Genomic DNA, 18,435 nt, shown 5'->3' with positions numbered 1-18,435 from the left:
TAAGCATTATTTTTTTGGTAAAATTTCAATCCAATAATCATCAGGATCATTAATAAAGTATAATCCCATCGCTTTATTTTCAAAACAAATACATCCCATCTCTTTATGTAATTGATAGGCTTTTTCATAATCATCAACTTCAAAACAAATATGACTTTCATTTTCTCCTAGATCATATGCTTGGGGATGATCTTTTAACCAGGTTAACTCAATTTGAAAATTACTTATCCCATCTCCTAAATAAGTAAGAATAAAACTTCCATCACTAGCTTCTTTTGTTCTTTCTACTTTAAGTCCTAAAGCTTTTTGATAAAACGAAACACTCTTTTCAATATTTGTAATATTAATATTACAATGTACACACTTAAATTCCATAAATTTCCTCCTTAATAAACTGTTTTATAATTTGCATCATCAATATCTAATTTACCAAAATATTTTTCAAAATCAACACCAACAAAATTAGATAAATCTTTCATTTCTAATACCGTTTTTACATCAACTGCAATCCCATTTTCCATCCGATCTTTAACCGCTTCAACTTCTTTTTGACCATGAGTATAAATCCGTGTCTGTCCAGCTGCTTTAGGAGCATCTCTTAATTCCTGTAAAAAAGTTGAAAAATGCGCCTCAATATCTTGAGGATCACCAAATATTTTTGGATCTATAGCAATAAAACCATGACAAGTTCCCCCAATACCATCGGTATGTGTATGATTTGACGTCAATCCTTGAGATAAAATCGAACAGAAAATTTCACAAAACATACCATATCCATATCCTTTATGGCTTCCTAATTGTTCTGTAGAACCACCAAGGGGCATAATACCACCACCAACTTTATCTGTAATATTAGTCAAAACATCAGGTGCATCAGTTGAAGGATTGCCATCTTTATCCAAAGCCCAACCTTGAGGCAGCTGTTTTTCAGCCTTTCGGTACATTTCCAGTTTTCCTCTTGTTACAACGGTTGTCGAAGCATCGAAAAAAAACGGATATGGTTTAGCAGGCATAGCTAAAGCAATGGGATTTGATCCTAGCATTGCTTTACGCGCAAAAGTTGGAACCATGATAGCTTCAGAATTTGTAAAAGACATTCCTATCAGCCCCTGATCACAAGCCATCTTAGCATAATATCCCGCAATCCCATAATGATTAGAGTTTCTAACACTTACAACTGCTATTCCTACATTCTTAGCTTTTTCAATACATTTTTCCATTGCAAATTTACTTATTAACTGACCCATCCCCGCATTTCCATCAATTACTGCAGAAACAGGCGTTTCAAAAACTATTTCCGGCTTAGCATCAACCTTGATCATTCCTTTTTCGATCCCCTTATGGTATCTTGAAAGTCTTTGCATTCCATGAGATTCAATTCCATAAACGTCTGATAATAACAAGACATCGGTAATAACCTTACTTTCTTCTGGAGTGAATCCAAATTTTTCAAAAGCTTCATTACAAAAAGCATTTAAAACATCAAATTTAAACTTTATATGTGCCATAATCTACCTCATTTCTTTTAGATTGTATACATTCTATCATAAACTGTTTTTTCTGTCATTAATAAAATGAAGTAGAACAACAGCTCTACTTCATTATCCTTGATTCATATTAATAGCACTATAATGTACAGATCATCACTGACATATTACCATCATAGTCAACTTCTTTTTGATCGGCACATACAATGAAATTATCACCAATTTTTACATCACTACCAGCAATTTTTCCTTCACCTTTAATTACTGTCACTAATTGGAATGGTTTATCATTAATAATTGTATTTTTACCTGTTAAGTCATATTTATTAACTGTAAAAAATTCACTAGCAATTAATTTTGTAACAGTTCCATTTTCAATTTCTGCAACTACTTGATTCTCATTTGTATATGGCTGATATGGTACTTGTGTTACATCAATTGACTGTTGTACATGCAATTGCCGCTCATTACCATTGGCATCTTTACGATGATAATCATATACACGATATGTAATATCTGATGACTGCTGCGCTTCATAAATTAATGAACCACTACAAATCGCATGAATCGTTCCAGCAGGAATGTAGAAAAAATCACCTTCTTTGATTCCAAACTTATTCAATAAATTATCATAATCATCATTTTCAATTGCCGCTACAAATTCTTCTTTAGTCTTAGCATGATGTCCCATTACCATTTTGGTATTTTCATCAGTTCCTAAAACATACCAGCATTCTGTCTTACCTAAAGAATTTTCATGAACTGCCGCATATTCATCATTAGGATGAACCTGTACTGATAGATCATTGCAGGCATCAATAATTTTAACTAACAACGGAAATTGATCACCTTCGATATTACCAAATAATTCCCGATGTTCAGCCCATAATTCAGATAATTTTTTACCTGCAAATTCACTATTAGCCATTGTGCAATCACCATTTTGATGTGCTGATATCGCCCAGCATTCCCCTGTATGATCACTTGGAATATCATAGCCATAAATATCTTTTAGTTTATGTCCTCCCCAAATCATTTCTTTAAATACCGGATTAACTTTTAAAATATGTCCCATTTTCTACTCTCCTTCTTTCTATAAATTTAAAAAATTCATCAATTTTATCCTCATTAAATACTATTATGCCATGTTTCTCCAATAATTGGCAAGTAATTCCATCACCATTAATTAAAGCATGGCTAAAACTGCCATCATAAATCTTATTCTTTCCACAACTAGGACTATTAGCTTTTAGTAAAACAACATCAACATCATGTTCTTTTAATATTTCTAAAGCCCTTTTAGCCCCTAATTCATATTCTTTTGTCCTGTCTTCACCAGTTATATCAATAACTCGATCTTTTCTGATTTCACAAGGATTTCTAGGAATTCCCAATCCTCCTAATACCTCTGGACAAATCATAACTGCTTTTTTACGATTAACCATTTCTTTTATGATTTCAATTAAATTATCATCTCCACGATAAGTACATTTAACTCCTGCTAAACAACTACTTACTCCAATCATCGAGCACCTCCAATATTTCATTAGCATGATAAACTACATGATCCGCACCACATTTTGTTAATTCCTGGGCTCCTCTAAATCCCCACGCAGCCCCAATTGATTTAACTTTAGTATTTTTTGCTGTTTGAATATCAACATCACTATCACCAATATAAACAACCTGATCTTTTTTGACATCAAATAAATTAATGACAAGATTAGTTAAACAAGGATCGGGTTTTTTAGGATGTAGGTCACTATTTCCAAAGATATATTTAAAACAATCAGGAAATAATGTCTTAGCAATTTTAGAAGCATGAACCTGTGGCTTGTTAGTTACAATAGCTAAATTATAATCATTATTTTTTAAATAATTCAATAGCTCAATAATACCAGGATAGGGTCTCGTTTTATTTAAACAGTTTTGAGCATAAATCTCATCAAATTCCTGCTTAATATCTTTTACTTCATTTTTATGTTCTAATGGTAATGCCCTTTCAATTAATTTAGCTACTCCATTTCCTACAAAATAACGATACTGCTCAAGTTCAAAAATAGGATAACCTCTCTTTTTTAATAACAAATTGGTTGTATCAGCTAAATCCTCTAATGAATTAACTAATGTTCCATCTAAATCAAATATAACTGTATTAATCATCTAATCAACTCCGTAATACATTATAGCATATATTTTGCCTTTATGCGTTTTTGGCGCAAGATAATTTTATCAGAAAATAAGCAATCGATCATAACCGATTGCTACATACTAATTAATTTACAACTATCCAATAAGATTTTTATAATATAAATTATTTCTAACTAGATAATAGATCTTGGAGTGCTTTACCAATATCAAATTGAATACAAATAGATTGTTTTTCAATTTGGACGGGACAAGAAGCATCCTGATAATTGATACAAGCATAAACAGCATGGGGATTATTCTCTGTCATCTTCCAAAAAGGATACTTTATAATTACTGGCGTATTATTCCCAACACCTAATTCTAAAAATAAAATATGAAGATTTTCATGTCGTTTTAAAAAATCATGATATCTGTTGAAAGCTTTATACCAGCCCTCATCTTGAACAAATTTATCATCAATACGTAAATTCATTGTCATATAAGAACCACAACGCGAACAATATGGAATTAAATTAGATGGAATCTTCATTTCTTTTTGTCTCAAAATCATTTCTTTGACTTGCTTTTCATTATCATAAGTCACTTGATGACAGCCCTTAGAACACTGCCAAAGCCCATAATCTCCTTGAGTATAGAATAATCGTTGTTTATCAAAACCGGCTTTTTGAAAGCAATGATCGACATTAGTAGTTAATATAAAATAATCTTTATCTTTAACTAAAGAAAGAAGATCTGTATAAGGCTTTCCCACACTTTTTTGATAGCGATTCAATTCAATATGTCGACTCCAATAAGCCCAATATTCTTCTATCGTTTCAAATGGATAAAAACCGGCTGAATACATATCTTGTAAGCCATATTTTTTAGCAAAATCTGAAAAATTATCAAAAAATCTTTTTCCACCATATTCTAAGCCAGCTGAAGCCGATAATCCCGCACCAGCTCCAATAACGATCGCATCTGCCTGTTCTATCAATCTTCTTAGATTTTTGATCTTATTCCAATAATCGTTTGTAGATCTGCCAATCTGTTTCTTTAAAAACATTAAAAATCACCTCTATTTCTGAGTGCGTTTCATTTAAATAACGCGTGACTGTATCAACTGCAATATATCCAGCAATATCATTAGGAAAGTGAAATTCTCCTGTTGAAATACAGCAAAATGCAACTGATTTTAACTGATATAGGTCTGCCAATTCTAAACATGATCGATAACAAGACGCAAGTAATATTTTATCCTTTTCTACCAATCTTCCATTGATCATTGGGCCCACTGTATGCAGCACATATTTTGCAGGAAGATTGTAGCCTTTAGTAATCTTTGCTTTTCCGATTGGTTCCGGCTTATTTTGTTGTGCCATGATTTTTTGACAATCTAAACGCAACTGGATTCCAGCATAAGAGTGGATGGCATTATCAATACAGCCATGACAAGGAATAAAGCAGCCTAAAAGAGCACTATTTCCAGCATTTACAATGGCATCTACTTTTAATTTAGTAATATCACCTTGCCATAAATATAATCCTTTTTGCACGGGAACTAATTCTTTTATAGAAATTATTTTTTGTTTTTTTAGTTCTTCTTGTAAATATCGGTCTTGGATATTTAAAAATTCTTGTGAAATTGGTTTTGGTAAGCGCACATTCATAAGCGCCCGCAAAAGTTTTTTCTTCTCTATTTCTGTATCCGGAATATCTAAAATATAATTCTGTTCTTCCTCTAACAAATATCTAATTAAATAATCTAAGCGCTCTTCTTGTAACATTTTTCATCTCCTAATTAGTCAAAAGCCCATAATTTCTTATGAGCTTTTATAAATACTTTATTCACTAACAACACTGATTCTTTCTTGAATATGCGTTCCTTCTATAGCTTCATCAACCATAGCGATTGCATAATCGGCATAGCTGATAGTACTTTCCCCTTTAGAATTTAATGTTAACTCTTCGCCACCAAGAATATATTTTCCAGTTCTTTTTCCTTCAGGTTGAAAATCACCAGCTGGACTTACAAATGTCCATTTAACATCAGTTCTTTTTCTTAATTCATCTAATGCTTTTCCTTGAGCATGTGCCAATGGTTTAAAAATATCTGGGAAATCAGGATCATCCATAACCTGCATTGTATGTTCAGGATTTACATACAAACTACCAGCACCACCAACAACTAAAAGGCGTTTATCGGTATTACTAACCAAATCACATAATTTTTCTAATGAAGTACTATGAAGTGGTAATTTTTCTTCACTCCAAGCTCCAAAGGCATCAATAATAATATCAAAATCCGCTAAATCTTCTTTTGTTAGAGCGAATAAATCTTTTTCAATATAATTTTGCGCTACACTTTCATTAGTTCCTCTTGCAATAGCGGTAACATCTAAGCCTCTTTCTACGGCTTCTTTTACAATCAATTTACCAGCTTTCCCATTTGCACAAACAACTGCTATCTTCATTTTAATTTCCTCCTAAATTTTATTTGTTGTAATCTTTATAATTACAACCACAGCATATAACAAATATGTTGCAATTTCAATAGTTACAACTAAATTTTTAAAAAAACTATATACTTTTTGTATATTGCTTCTCCCTATTCAATTTTATACCTGTTTTACACAATTCAAGTAATTTTAATTATATGTAATATTTTCAAGAATTATTTTTTCTTTCTACCATTGCCATCTTTAATGTAATTGTCTTCAACTTTTCCTTATAACTTAATTCAGCTTGATTAAAAGCCTCTAAAATCATTGCCTGCTTCTGTTCTTTTACCTCTTTTAATTCATTTAAAAATACTCGTTCAACTAACCCAGTTGCCTTGGCAAACGGTTCTTTTCCCTCAATTGCTTCAAATATATCTAACAAAGTTATTTTTTCTGGTGGTATTTTTAAAGAGACACCACCCTTTTTACCCGCTTCAGAAGAAATTAAACCCGCTACTACTAATTGACGAATAATTTTTTTTAAATAAGAATCTGAGACCCCAAGACTCTCAGAAATATTATAACTTTTAAGTGGTATTCCCTCATCACTATGCGCAATCATTATTAATAAGCATATTGCTTGTTCGACACTATTTTTAACTTTCATCATTTCTACCCCTAACTTATAAATATTATTAACTTTTCCCTATCATATGCATATATCGGCATTTGACATTCTTGATTATCGCACTTTATTTTCCTTAATCATCTCATTTATATTGTGACATTTTGCATCTACAATATATTGTATCATAAATAAAATAATTTCTGTAAAAATAATTTATAAATTAATTGACAAAGCATATCTATGTGACTAAAATATGTATTTGTTAATAGATAAACTTTATCCATGGATAAATTATATCCATTAATTATTTAGATTTCAAGGATAAACTAAAATCTAATGGAAGGAGAAAAATTTATGATAAAAAAAGAATGGTCAACGTTTTTAAAAAATCGATGGTTAATCATTGTCGCAATAGCCGTCGTTGCAATTCCAAGTATTTATTCGGGGATTTTTCTTGGTTCGATATGGGACCCTTACGGCAATACAAGTAATATTCCCGTAGCAGTAGTAAATGAAGATCAAAAAGTAACATATAATCAAACTGTTTTAGATGTAGGAAAAGAATTAGCAAGTAATCTTGAAAAAAATGATTCAATGAATTTTAGTTTAGTTAGTGCCACTAAAGCTAATCAAGGACTAAAAAATGGCGATTATTATATGATAATTACTATTCCTAGTGATTTTTCTAAAAATGCGACGACATTATTAGAGGAAGAACCGGAGAAAATGGTTTTAACATATACAACTAATCCCGGAACTAGCTATATCGCTTCAAAAATGGATGACTCTGCAATTGCAAAGATCAAAGAAGAAGTCTCTGCAACTGTTACCAAGACATATGCTAAAACTATTTTTGAACAGATTAATAATATTGGTAATGGTATGAATGAAGCCGCTGACGGTTCAAGTCAAATAAACGATGGTGCTAGTCAACTAATTGATGGTAATAACTTAATCACAACAAATTTAAAAACATTAGCTGATAGTACCCTTGTTTTTAACGATGGAGCAACATCACTAAGTTATGGACTTTCTTCTTATCTTGATGGCGTTAGCTCTGTTAATAATGGTGTTAAAGATTTAAATAACGGTTTAAATACATTAGACAGTAACACTCAGGCCATTTCTGGTGGTATTAATCAGCTTGATGCTGGTGTTGAGCAATTAAAAGAAGGTAGTAAACAGTTAGAAACCGCTCTTACAAGTGCTAAAGCAACTTTAGACAATCAACTAAATAGTGAAACAGAAGCTGGTATCAATGCTTTAATAACCCCTAATCCAATAACTGGTAAAACAGCTTTAGAAACTTTAAATTACGGTATTCAAGCATTAAATCAAAGTCTTGAAACAACTAGTAACGACAGTAATAATCCTAATGTAAAGGACTATCTTAATAACATCGATAACACTTTAGACAGTGCTCAAACATCGATAACGGAAATAAACAATGCTTATAATCAAGCCTTACAAAACGCTTTGACTAGCAACGCTGGTAAGATACTTGATCAAGAAACAATCGATAACATTATTTCAAGTATAAAAAACGATCAAAATATTAATGATGCTAATATAAAAGCAGTTACAAATGTAAAAACAGCTAAAGTTACTATCGATACTGTATTTAACAATCTACAGCTTACTGTTAGTTCTCTTGCTGGCGGCTGTGCTCAGGCTTTACCAGGTGCCAATCAGGCAATCAAACAATTATATACTGGTTTAAAAACAGTTCAGGCGGGATTGGGTGACCAAACAACATCAAATACTTTAATTAACGGTGCTAGCTCAATCTATCAGGGAAGTTTAGCACTTAATCAGGGAACAACAACTTTAAGTAATGGTTTTACTGCTTATAGCAATGGTGTAAATAGTGCTAAAACCGGTTCTAATCAATTATTAGCTGGAACTAACACATTAATTAGCAATAATCCAACTATTTTTAATGGTGCTCAGCAGTTAGCTGACGGTGCTAAACAAATCACTTCTGGAGCTAATCAATTATATGAAGGTTCAAATACTTTAAATGATGGCTTATCAACTTTAAAAGATGGTACTACAACTTTAGCTTCATCATTAGGTGATGGTGCTAAACAAGTCAGTGAAATTAAAAGCAGTGATGATACATTTGACATGTTATCAACGCCAGTAAAACTATCTCATCAAGAAATATCTACAGTAGAAAATAATGGTCATGGTATGGCTCCATATATGATGAGTGTTGGCTTATATGTTGCCTGTATGGCATTTACTTTAATGTATCCATTATTTAATGATATTGAAAAAGCTGAAAGCGGCTTAAAATACTGGTTATCTAAAGCAACTGTCTGGTTTACTATTTCTACTATTGCAGCCGTTATGATGATTGGATCATTAATGTTATTTTGTGATTTTGCTCCACAACAATTATTAATGACATTTATCTTTGCTGTTATTGTTGGTGCTGCATCAATGGCGCTAGTAACATTATTAAGTATTGTCTGTGGAAAAATCGGTGAATTTATTTTACTTGTTTTTATGGTAATCAACTTGGGTGGTTCTGCAGGTACGTATCCATTGGAAACATCTTCAGCAATTTTTAAAGCTATTCATCCATTCGTTCCTTTCACTTATAGTGTTGATGGCTTTAGAAAAGTAATTAGTATGCCTAATGTTTCAATAAGTTATGAAATTATTGTATTTATTGGAATTATTGTTATTTGTAGTCTTTTAACGATTCTCGTTTATAATCATCGAATAAAAAAACCTACACCATTAATTCCCCAAGCATTTGAAAATGTAAATGAATAAATTGATAAGAGGCTGTAATTAAAATTGGTTCTTTCTTACTTTAGGGTAAATATGAAAAAAGGAGATTTCTCAAATGATTATTAAATACGATCATTTTTGAAATCTCTTATTTTTAACTACCTATTATCGAGTTAAAACCTTAAAATTATAGCTTCTTTTTATATAAAGATAAAAATATATAATACTATTACTGATTTATTTTACACCCATTTAATTTTAAATACTGACCATTTCGAACTGTAATATATTTTTCTCCAGAAAAATTATCATTACTTACAATTGATCCTAAAGTATGGCTTGATGAATTTGATACTTCACAATATCCTGATGATCTAGTGGCAACTAATTTATATTCACCCGCAGGAATATGAAGACCAACTTTAAACATTCCTTCTCCACTTGTACTTACATCTGGATTTAAATTTATATCATAAAAAACTGCATCCCTTACTGTCAGATATTGTCCTTCACTTACACTAACAATAGAGTTACCACTAAAATTATCATTAGCTATAATACTAGATAATTGCCCACTTGAATCTTTATTAACTGAAAAATATCCACTACCAATCAATACATATTCACCTGCGGGAATATCTATCCCAACTTTATACATTCCTGCACTATGACGATTATTTTCTAAAATTTCTTTTCTTTGACGTTCTGCCTCTTCAGCTGCTTTTGTCACAGCTATTTGTTGTTCTATTTCCTGAACTTTTGTCTGCCATTGATTATACTTTTCTTGATAACGTGGTGCACTGTCGAAGCATGCAACAATCTTTTTCATTTCATTTAATTCCGTTTCTGACTGCTTTTGTGCTATCTCTTCTAAAGCCTCATCAATAGATTGATATAACTGTTCTACCAGTTCATCTAATTGTAGCGACAATTCTTCTACATATTTATCTATCTTCTCTTTATCTTCATTTATTAATTTAGTTATTTGTTTTTTGTCAGGTATATCTTTTTGCTCATATGTTTTGTCTTCTAAAACTGCATCAAAAGCATTTTTATACTTTTTAGCTACCTTTTTATCAACACTTCCAGAAATGATCAATAAAGCATTTCCATTTTTATAAACATGATTTTCTTTAAAGTTATTATCAAATAATGTTAAAAGTTTACTAAATTCTTCACTTTCATAGTTTTCATTAAGTTTTTCATCACTATAAGTAATATAACTGTTGCCGGATCTTAAGATCTTCTACATTGTTAAAAACCTCAATCACACCACTACAGTATTCATCATCTTCCGTTACAGTCTCGTCAGATGAATCCATAAATTTAACTTTTGAAGTATAACGATTATCTTTTCCCAGCATTTCGAGACTATCATCATTAATATTTGTTATTTCAATATCTGAATAAATCATCCCTTCTAATTCTTCATTTTGTTTCATAGCTGTTAAGATCTCGTTAGCTGTTAAATTATCATCCTTTTTATTTAATAATACAGCTATAACAATTCCAATTATAACAATCACACCAGCAATTATTATAGTTTTTTTATTCTTTTTAATAGTTTCCATAATTTTTCCCTTTTACTTACGATCAGTTATTACGTAACCTTTCTCTATTGATATCATTTTTATATATTAATATTATTATTTTCCTTCTAACACCTTATGATTATCAGTATATAATGATATTTCCCCGCACTTAGGACAAACTGCTGCTTTTACTTTACCAAATTCCTCAGTCATAATTCCTTGCCCTTTAGATAACAATACCGGTGCTACTCCCGCCATTAGCGAACTTATTTTCAAGCCATGTTCTTCCAACATTTCGCTACCACAACGATAACATTTTCTCATCTTCATCCCTCTTTTCTTAAATTATTATCATTCAATAATCAAAAATATCTTTTTTAATATCTCTACTTAAAGTATATCATATTTAAAAAAAAGTAACAGTCTTACTTAACTGTTACTTTTCGATGTTTTTTTATTTTAGAGATAAAGAAATAAAGAACTACTAAGAAGATCGCTAATCCATAAGGAAAAATAAAATCCATTATTTTCCCCTTGATATCACTTACAGCATCACGTTCAATCATTATATCATTGAAATACTCTTCTTGATACAATAAATAATCACCATAATAAATGCTTAAATTTCCAACTTTGGTTCCTTTTTTTAAAGGTGCCTCAAGCTTTTCAAAAGAATACTTATACTCTAAATCATCTTTATTAAAATCATTAGGTAAAAAAGCAGAAACATCATTTTGATTTTCAATCAAAATCTTTTGATTATCTTTTGCCACTTTCACATCTAAACTTTTAACTTCCGTTCCTTTAGCCAGAATTGACTGCATTGAATAATTTTGACTAACATAATTTACAATATCTAAAGTATCTTGTACTGCCGCACGAGGTTTAAGATCATTATTGATCGACTTACCTACGATAGTAATAATTTCATTATTACCTACCATATCCAAACTCGATAAACAGTTTTTAGCAGCATCAGTATAACCACTTTTACAACCTAAAATACTGCTAGTATCAATATTGCTTCTATTAGCATTATATATCGATTTATTTACCCATTGATGTAACCCATTTGAAGAAGTAGCAAAACGTTTTGAATATATTTCTCTAAATTGTTCATTTTCAACAGCATATTTAACGATCAATGCCATATCATGAACCGTTGTATAATGATTCTCGTCATGAATTCCTGTCGTGTTAACAAAATGAGTATCTTTTAACTCTAATTTTTCAGCCAACTCATTCATCTTATTAACAAACTCTTCTTGACCACCGCACAAATTATTTGCTAAAGCTCTTGTAGCATCAGCACCGCTTGGTAAAATTGCCCCTAACAACAAATCATTATATGTAACTGTTTCACCTACTTCAAAATTAGCTGATGAAGCCCCTGTTTCCCAAACAGTATCAATATCACTTTGAGTGATTACAGTCGTTGCATTAAAATCTTTGATCATCTCAATAGCAACGATCGTAGTCATAACTTTTGTCATGCTAGCAGGATACATCCGTTCATCCATATTCTTATTGTAGAGTACTAATCCACTTTTAGCATCGATGGCAACTGCATATTGTGCTGTTAAACCAATATCCGCACTATTTTCAAGAGCCTGCAGCGGGGTAATTAAAGCAAGTAAACATAATCCAGCAACAATAAAACTTACAATTTTTTTAAACATTTAATTCACCTTCCCTGGCTTTTATCTTTAAAAAGGATAATTTTGTCTCTGATACAATAATCGCGACAAAAATTATAATAAATCCCAAAAATACTTTTAATGTTAATATCTCCCCATAAAATAAAACTGAAAAAAAGGCGCCAAATACTGATTCTAAACTTAATAATATTGCGGCATTGCACTCACTAACTAAATGCTGTCCTACATTTTGACAAAGCAAAGTAACTGCTGTAGCAAAAAAAGCTAAATAACCAATCTGTATAATAATACTGCTATCAATTTGTTTGATCAGTGAAATATCTTCAAAGAACAAAGATCCTAAAAAAGCTAATACTGCTGTCATCGCAAACTGCAAAGTTGTCAATTTTATTGGATGCATCTCTTTAGAATACTTCTTGATTGCAAGAATATGAAATGCATAAAAAAGACCTCCTATAAGTGTCAATAGATCTCCCATATTAATGGATAAATCACCATCTAAAGAAACTAAACCGACACCTAAAACACATAATACAGCTGCCATAAAATTATAATTATCAGGTCGTTTACGATAAAATATCCAAACCAGAAATGGTACAATTGCACAATACACTGCTGTTAAAAATGCATTTTTACCAGGAGTTGTCATAGTCAAGCCTAATGTTTGCACTAAATAAGCCAAAAATAGACATGTACCAGTAATCATTCCTCCTTTTAGATCTTTTAATTTCGTATCTTTAATATATTTATAAAACATGATACTCATGATTACTGTAGCTAGTGAAAACCTAATAAAAAGTAACACATTAGGTGTTAAAAAATCCACGGCACTTTTCATCACAATAAAAGAGCTGCCCCAAATCATTGCTGCTAATACTAATAACAATGAACCTTTAACCTTATTACTCACAATCACCCCTCCAATATACTTGTACATTTTAACATTTTCGACATCTTTCAACAATATCTATTTTAAATTAATTATTATTTCTAATTTTGATAACTTACATTCCATTTTTAAAATTCAATTCGTTATCGTCTTATCTTTATTTAAACCATTTGGAATCATCAATAATTTATGTTTAATATTTCATTAAACAAAAACAATAAATATAGATATAATCAGCATTTTTTTAATTTTAGGTATTTTCAATTGCAAACAGCTCTAAAATATGTAATAATAATTATAAATTAAATAATTATTTTATATTAAGGAGATTGGTAAACATATGATTAATAGTATTGTAGAAGCTTCTAAGGTATTCGATTCAACTATTAGAATTCAAATTTTAGCTAGTCTTTCTACTTCCAGCTTAACTTACAATCAATTAAAAAAAGTTTGTAAATGTGCTGATGGAGCAATGACTAATCACACTAGCAAACTTGAACAAGCTGGTTACATAACCGTGAAAAAAGAATTCGTTAATAGACGTCCACAAACTACTTATAGTATTACTGAATTAGGTAAACAAGAACTTATAGATTTTGTAGACATCTTAAATAAAGAAATCAGGGAGAAATAATTTTAAATAAAAAGAATTGATAAAAACTATTTTATCGATTTTTTATTTTAAGTCAAAAAGACAATGATTAGCATTGAAGGTTCTTACTCGCTTATGGGTAAATGAACTTATTAGACAGCACAAGAAATTGTGCTGTTTTTGTGTTCTAAAATATCAATTAGCTTAAAATCTTTATTATTCATTAAAAATGGTATGTAACATTTCCTAAAAAGATTGACTATTTTACTTCTTCCATATAAAATACGTTTGATGAGTTTGAATTTGTTGTTGTTTCCTTCAACAAATCCCGAACTATATGGATAAGATATTGCGTTCTTGATCGGGGCAATATCTTTTTCTATACCTTCTATAAATCCTTTTAATACTGATTCTCTATAATTATCAATAAACTTATCTAGCTGATCAGTATCTGCCTCCTTGATCGTGCTGTAAAACGAATCATATATTTTTTCTAGTTCCTTTGAATTTGGATCGATTTTTAATGCCGGAACCTTTTGAGGTTCCTCTTCCAGTACCTTTCCATCTTTTATGAATACTGTTTCCGGTATTTCCGTTTTAAAAATATCTTTTATTCTGTCAATTAAATTTTGAAGAAGATGAAATCTGTCTGCAATCTGGATACATTCAGGTAAAACTTCACTGATTGCAGAAGCGTATGCACTTGCTCTGTCACGTGTGGCAATCTTTATTTTTTGATGATTTTTTAGCCATTCAACAACTGTTTCCTTATCTCTTCCATCTAAAAGCGCAATAAGATGATGATCTTCCATATCATATATGGCAGTTGCATAAGCCTTTCCTTTTCTCATCGCCACATCATCTATTCCAATAGACTCGACATCAGGGTCATCTTCAATAATGATCTTATCAGTCAGGCGTTTGATAGAGTCATTGCTTACATTGACCCCAAGAAGTTTCAGTACTTTACTGGCACCTTCATTGCTTAAAAAGAGAGAAACTGCAAGGATAAGACAGTTAAGCTCATATGTTCTTCTTTGAGAGGGAGAAACAAAAGGAAGATTCTGCATAATAACCTTTCTATTGCATTTGTCATTAGTACAGTCATATTTATAAGCAATCACATCAATAAAAGTTGTTTTATTTCTAACAGGATAAGCCTGAATCATTCTATGATAGGTATTATGTAAAGAACTTGTAGGAGAACCACATACAGGACATACATCATCATGAGAAGTCGCTTTCACATATATTATGATTTTATTATCTGATTCTTTCCAGTCATAGACAATGAAGTCATTACCAAAGATTTTTTCATTCAAACTGATTTCATTATATTTCATATGTATCACCATCCATACATATATTGTATCAAAATGCCCAAAAATAAGAAATATAAACTAAAGAAAAACAGCACAATTTCTTGTGCTGTCTAATAAGTTCATTTACCCATAAGCGAGTAAGAACCGCATTGAATCATTGCCTTTTTATTTATAATAATTTTAACCATTAATTACATCATGACAACGATGACATAATTCGCCTTCCATTTCATCTTCTTCAAAATGATTCCAACAGCGTGGACATTGATGTCCATCGAATTTTTCTACCTTAATATAAGCACTGTCATATTCTTCTAAAGATGAATCATCTACTAATTCAACTTTAGCAACAATAAATAACTGTTTTAAATCATTTAACATTGAAGCCATATCTTTAAATTCATCTTTTAATGAAATAGTTACTTTAGCTTCCATATTTGATTTAATTACTTTTTCATTACGTAATCCTTCTAACGCTTTTAAAACATCTTTACGTAATAATAAGAAACGATCAAAATATTCTTTCAATTCATTACTATTTTCAATTACTACTTTTTCTACATTTGGTTCTAAGAAAACAGATTCAGCTTTTTGATCATCACAATGGAAATGATCATGTAATTCTTCAGCAGTAAATACTAACACTGGTGAAATCAATTTCATCATAGTTTTAGCATGATAATATAAAACTGTTTGTACTTGTCTTCTACGTAAACTATCTGCTTTTTCAATATAAAGAATATCTTTGGTAAAATCCATATAGAAAGAACTTAATAAATTAGTAAAGTAATTTAAGATCTGTTGGTTAGCATCAGCAAAATCATAATTATCATAAGCTTGATGATATCCATCAATTAAATTATTCAATTCTACTAACATATATTTATCAACATCAGTTAATTTTTCAACCGGAACTAAATCAGCCTGTTTAAAATCATTTAAGTTTCCAAGCACAAAACGCATAGTATTTCTGATCTTACGATAGTTTTCAGAAATCTGTTTCATGATTTCATCACTAATACGTACATCCTGCTGATAAGCTACTGATGTTGCCCATAATCTTACGATATCCGCACCATACTGATTAACCAATTTAATTGGATCAACTGTATTACCTAAAGACTTAGACATTTTATTTCCTTTACCATCTAAAACAAATCCATGTGATAAAACTGTTTTATATGGTGCACAGCCATGAGCTGCAGTACCAACGATCAATGATGAATTGAACCAGCCACGATATTGGTCACTTCCTTCAAAATATAGATCTACAGGATATGGGTATCCTCTTTCTAACATACATCCGGTATGACTTGATCCAGAATCAAACCAAACGTCCATAATATCTTTTTCTTTTTTAAAGATACCATTTGGTGAATGTTCATTCGTATATCCTTCTGGTAATAAATCTTTTTCATCACGTTCAAACCAAACATTTGAACCATATTTTCTAAATAAATCAGAAATATGTTTAAATACTTTTTCTTCCATGATTGGTGTACCATCTTCACAATAAATAATTGGAATTGGTACTCCCCAAGATCTTTGACGAGAAATACACCAGTCACCACGTTCTTTGATCATATTATAAATACGAATATGACCCCATTCATTTAGCCAGTTAACTTTATCGATTTCATTTAATAATTTATCTCTAATTTTATCTAATGAGCAGAACCATTGATCAGTTGCTCTAAAGATAATTGGTTTTTTAGTACGCCAGTCATGAGGATAACTGTGAGTAATAAATTCAAGTTTTAATAAAACTCCTAATTCATCAAGTTTTAAAGTTACTGTTTTATTAGCATCATCAACATATTGACCTTCTAACCACTCACCACAATCAGCCATCATGCAGCCATGTTCATCAACATTACAATAAGCTGGCAATCCATATTTTTGACCAACAAAGAAGTCATCAGCCCCAAATCCTGGTGCTGTATGAACACATCCAGTACCAGCTTCAGCAGTAACATGATCACCTAAAATAACTAAAGATTCACGATCATATAAAGGATGTTTACAAGTGATCATTTCTAATTCTTTTCCTTTAAAATGATCAATTACTTGATATTCTGTAATTTCAAATTTTTCCATCAAAGAATCAACCAATTCCTCTAGAACGATCAATTTACCCTTATTTGTTTCAACTAAAGCATAGTTATACACTTCATTTAAACAGATTGCAAGATTGGCAGGAATTGTCCAAGGAGTAGTTGTCCAAATAACAAAATATGTATCATTGTCTAAAATTCCTTTACCATCTTTAACTTGGAATTTTACGAAGATAGTTGGGCTTTTGATATCATGGTATTCAATTTCAGCTTCAGCTAATGCTGATTCACTTGATGGTGACCAGTATACCGGCTTCAACCCTTTAAAAATCAAACCATCCATTGCCATTTTAGCAAATACATCAATTTGATTAGCTTCAAACTCTGGTGTTAAAGTTAAATATGGATGTTTATAATCAGCAAATGTTCCCATTCTGATCAATTGTTCTTTTTGTTTATTAACCTGTTCATGAGCATACTCATCGCATTTTTTTCTAAATGCAGCTGTAGACATTTCTTTACGATTAACACCTAATTTTTGAATAGCATTTTCAATAGGCAAACCATGAGTATCCCAACCAGGAATATATGGTGTATAACGCCCTTCCATGTTATTGTAACGACAGATTACATCTTTGATGACTTTGTTTAACATATGTCCCATATGCATATTTCCATTAGCATATGGTGGCCCATCATGGAAAACAAAAGCATCTTTACCTTCATTTTGTTTAATAACCTTTTCATACATGTTTGCTTCTTGCCAGCGACTTACATACCCAGGTTCTTTTTTAGGAAGATTCCCACGCATTTCAAAGTCTGTTTTTGGCATTAATAATGTGTCTTTGTAATTCATTTTTTCTCCTCCATAAAATTAAAAAACGCCCTTAAAAAAGGACGAATATTTCGCGGTACCACCTTAATTCGTATTTTTCAATACGCACTTTAAAATCTTAACGC

18 protein-coding genes and 1 other annotated feature (1 of these 19 running past the window's edge) are annotated in these 18,435 nt (G+C 30.9%); of the genes, 2 read left to right on the top strand and 16 right to left on the bottom strand.

Annotated features, from left to right (window positions below; genetic code table 11):
- Nucleotides 1–6: 6 nt before the first annotated feature.
- The 9 genes from OC535_RS01875 to OC535_RS01835 all read right to left on the bottom strand — a co-directional run bounded on the left by OC535_RS01875 (nucleotide 7) and on the right by OC535_RS01835 (nucleotide 6,728).
- On the bottom strand, nucleotides 7–375 hold the full coding sequence (locus OC535_RS01875) for a VOC family protein (RefSeq protein ID WP_024720987.1): 369 nt from the start codon (nucleotides 373–375) through the stop codon (nucleotides 7–9).
- 11 nt (nucleotides 376–386) lie between these two features.
- Nucleotides 387–1,508 (bottom strand): Ldh family oxidoreductase, encoded by a 1,122-nt coding sequence (locus OC535_RS01870; protein ID WP_024720988.1) that lies wholly within the window; start codon nucleotides 1,506–1,508, stop codon nucleotides 387–389.
- 118 nt (nucleotides 1,509–1,626) lie between these two features.
- Nucleotides 1,627–2,562, bottom strand: coding sequence for a type I phosphomannose isomerase catalytic subunit (locus OC535_RS01865; RefSeq protein ID WP_498823023.1), 936 nt, complete (start codon nucleotides 2,560–2,562; stop codon nucleotides 1,627–1,629).
- Nucleotides 2,540–3,013 (bottom strand): 2-thiouracil desulfurase family protein, encoded by a 474-nt coding sequence (locus OC535_RS01860; protein ID WP_498823022.1) that lies wholly within the window; start codon nucleotides 3,011–3,013, stop codon nucleotides 2,540–2,542. The genes OC535_RS01865 and OC535_RS01860 overlap by 23 nt, the downstream gene beginning before the upstream one ends.
- Nucleotides 2,997–3,650, bottom strand: coding sequence for an HAD family hydrolase (locus tag OC535_RS01855; RefSeq protein ID WP_024720991.1), 654 nt, complete (start codon nucleotides 3,648–3,650; stop codon nucleotides 2,997–2,999). Before OC535_RS01855 ends, OC535_RS01860 begins: the two co-directional genes overlap by 17 nt.
- Nucleotides 3,651–3,807: 157 nt before the next feature.
- Nucleotides 3,808–4,683: an SIR2 family NAD-dependent protein deacylase gene (locus OC535_RS01850; RefSeq protein WP_227052833.1), complete on the bottom strand. Its 876-nt coding sequence runs from the start codon at nucleotides 4,681–4,683 to the stop codon at nucleotides 3,808–3,810.
- On the bottom strand, nucleotides 4,634–5,404 hold the full coding sequence (locus OC535_RS01845; protein WP_498823021.1) for a protein-ADP-ribose hydrolase: 771 nt from the start codon (nucleotides 5,402–5,404) through the stop codon (nucleotides 4,634–4,636). Before OC535_RS01845 ends, OC535_RS01850 begins: the two co-directional genes overlap by 50 nt.
- A 57-nt stretch (nucleotides 5,405–5,461) precedes the next feature.
- Nucleotides 5,462–6,091, bottom strand: a complete 630-nt coding sequence (locus OC535_RS01840; protein ID WP_498823020.1) for an NAD(P)-dependent oxidoreductase — start codon at nucleotides 6,089–6,091, stop codon at nucleotides 5,462–5,464.
- 193 nt (nucleotides 6,092–6,284) lie between these two features.
- The gene (locus OC535_RS01835; protein ID WP_498823019.1) at nucleotides 6,285–6,728 is read right to left on the bottom strand and encodes an Rrf2 family transcriptional regulator; all 444 of its coding nucleotides are present in this window, start codon (nucleotides 6,726–6,728) and stop codon (nucleotides 6,285–6,287) included.
- Between the two features lie 312 nt (nucleotides 6,729–7,040).
- On the opposite strand from OC535_RS01835, the gene OC535_RS01830 reads away from it, so the two are divergent.
- Nucleotides 7,041–9,470, top strand: coding sequence for a YhgE/Pip family protein (locus OC535_RS01830; RefSeq protein ID WP_498823018.1), 2,430 nt, complete (start codon nucleotides 7,041–7,043; stop codon nucleotides 9,468–9,470).
- A 187-nt stretch (nucleotides 9,471–9,657) separates the two neighbouring features.
- On the opposite strand, the gene OC535_RS01825 is transcribed toward OC535_RS01830, so the two are convergent.
- The 5 genes from OC535_RS01825 to OC535_RS01805 form a co-directional block, all read right to left on the bottom strand.
- Nucleotides 9,658–10,527, bottom strand: a complete 870-nt coding sequence (locus OC535_RS01825; RefSeq protein WP_227052837.1) for an Rv1352/Rv1906c domain-containing protein — start codon at nucleotides 10,525–10,527, stop codon at nucleotides 9,658–9,660.
- Between the two features lie 109 nt (nucleotides 10,528–10,636).
- A complete protein-coding gene (locus tag OC535_RS01820; protein ID WP_498823017.1) occupies nucleotides 10,637–10,999 on the bottom strand; it encodes a hypothetical protein in 363 nt (120 codons plus the stop codon).
- A gap of 75 nt (nucleotides 11,000–11,074) precedes the next feature.
- A complete protein-coding gene (locus OC535_RS01815; protein WP_024720998.1) occupies nucleotides 11,075–11,284 on the bottom strand; it encodes a hypothetical protein in 210 nt (69 codons plus the stop codon).
- 101 nt (nucleotides 11,285–11,385) lie between these two features.
- Nucleotides 11,386–12,639 carry a D-alanyl-D-alanine carboxypeptidase family protein gene (locus OC535_RS01810; RefSeq protein ID WP_024720999.1) on the bottom strand — a complete coding sequence of 418 codons (1,254 nt, stop codon included), beginning with the start codon at nucleotides 12,637–12,639 and terminating at the stop codon, nucleotides 11,386–11,388.
- Nucleotides 12,632–13,528 (bottom strand): EamA family transporter, encoded by an 897-nt coding sequence (locus tag OC535_RS01805; RefSeq protein WP_034595294.1) that lies wholly within the window; start codon nucleotides 13,526–13,528, stop codon nucleotides 12,632–12,634. The genes OC535_RS01810 and OC535_RS01805 overlap by 8 nt, the downstream gene beginning before the upstream one ends.
- 319 nt (nucleotides 13,529–13,847) lie before the next feature.
- Here OC535_RS01805 and OC535_RS01800 point away from each other — a divergent pair, with 319 nt between their 5' ends.
- Entirely contained in the window at nucleotides 13,848–14,141 is a 294-nt protein-coding gene (locus OC535_RS01800; RefSeq protein WP_024721001.1) for a transcriptional regulator, read from the top strand.
- A 110-nt stretch (nucleotides 14,142–14,251) separates the two neighbouring features.
- Here the strand turns inward: OC535_RS01800 and OC535_RS01795 are convergent, their stop codons facing one another.
- Both OC535_RS01795 and ileS read right to left on the bottom strand, forming a co-directional pair.
- The gene (locus OC535_RS01795; protein ID WP_498823016.1) at nucleotides 14,252–15,442 is read right to left on the bottom strand and encodes an ISL3 family transposase; all 1,191 of its coding nucleotides are present in this window, start codon (nucleotides 15,440–15,442) and stop codon (nucleotides 14,252–14,254) included.
- A 159-nt stretch (nucleotides 15,443–15,601) separates the two neighbouring features.
- Entirely contained in the window at nucleotides 15,602–18,331 is a 2,730-nt protein-coding gene (gene ileS, locus OC535_RS01790) for an isoleucine--tRNA ligase (protein WP_498823015.1), read from the bottom strand.
- Between the two features lie 34 nt (nucleotides 18,332–18,365).
- Nucleotides 18,366–18,435, bottom strand: a binding site (T-box leader) (it continues 134 nt past the right edge of the window).

Origin of the sequence: Clostridium sp. Marseille-Q5894 (assembly GCF_946902305.1) — a bacterium.
Taxonomy (GTDB): Bacteria; Bacillota_I; Bacilli_A; order Erysipelotrichales; family Coprobacillaceae; genus Thomasclavelia.
This window is presented reverse-complemented; position numbering and strand designations above follow the sequence as displayed.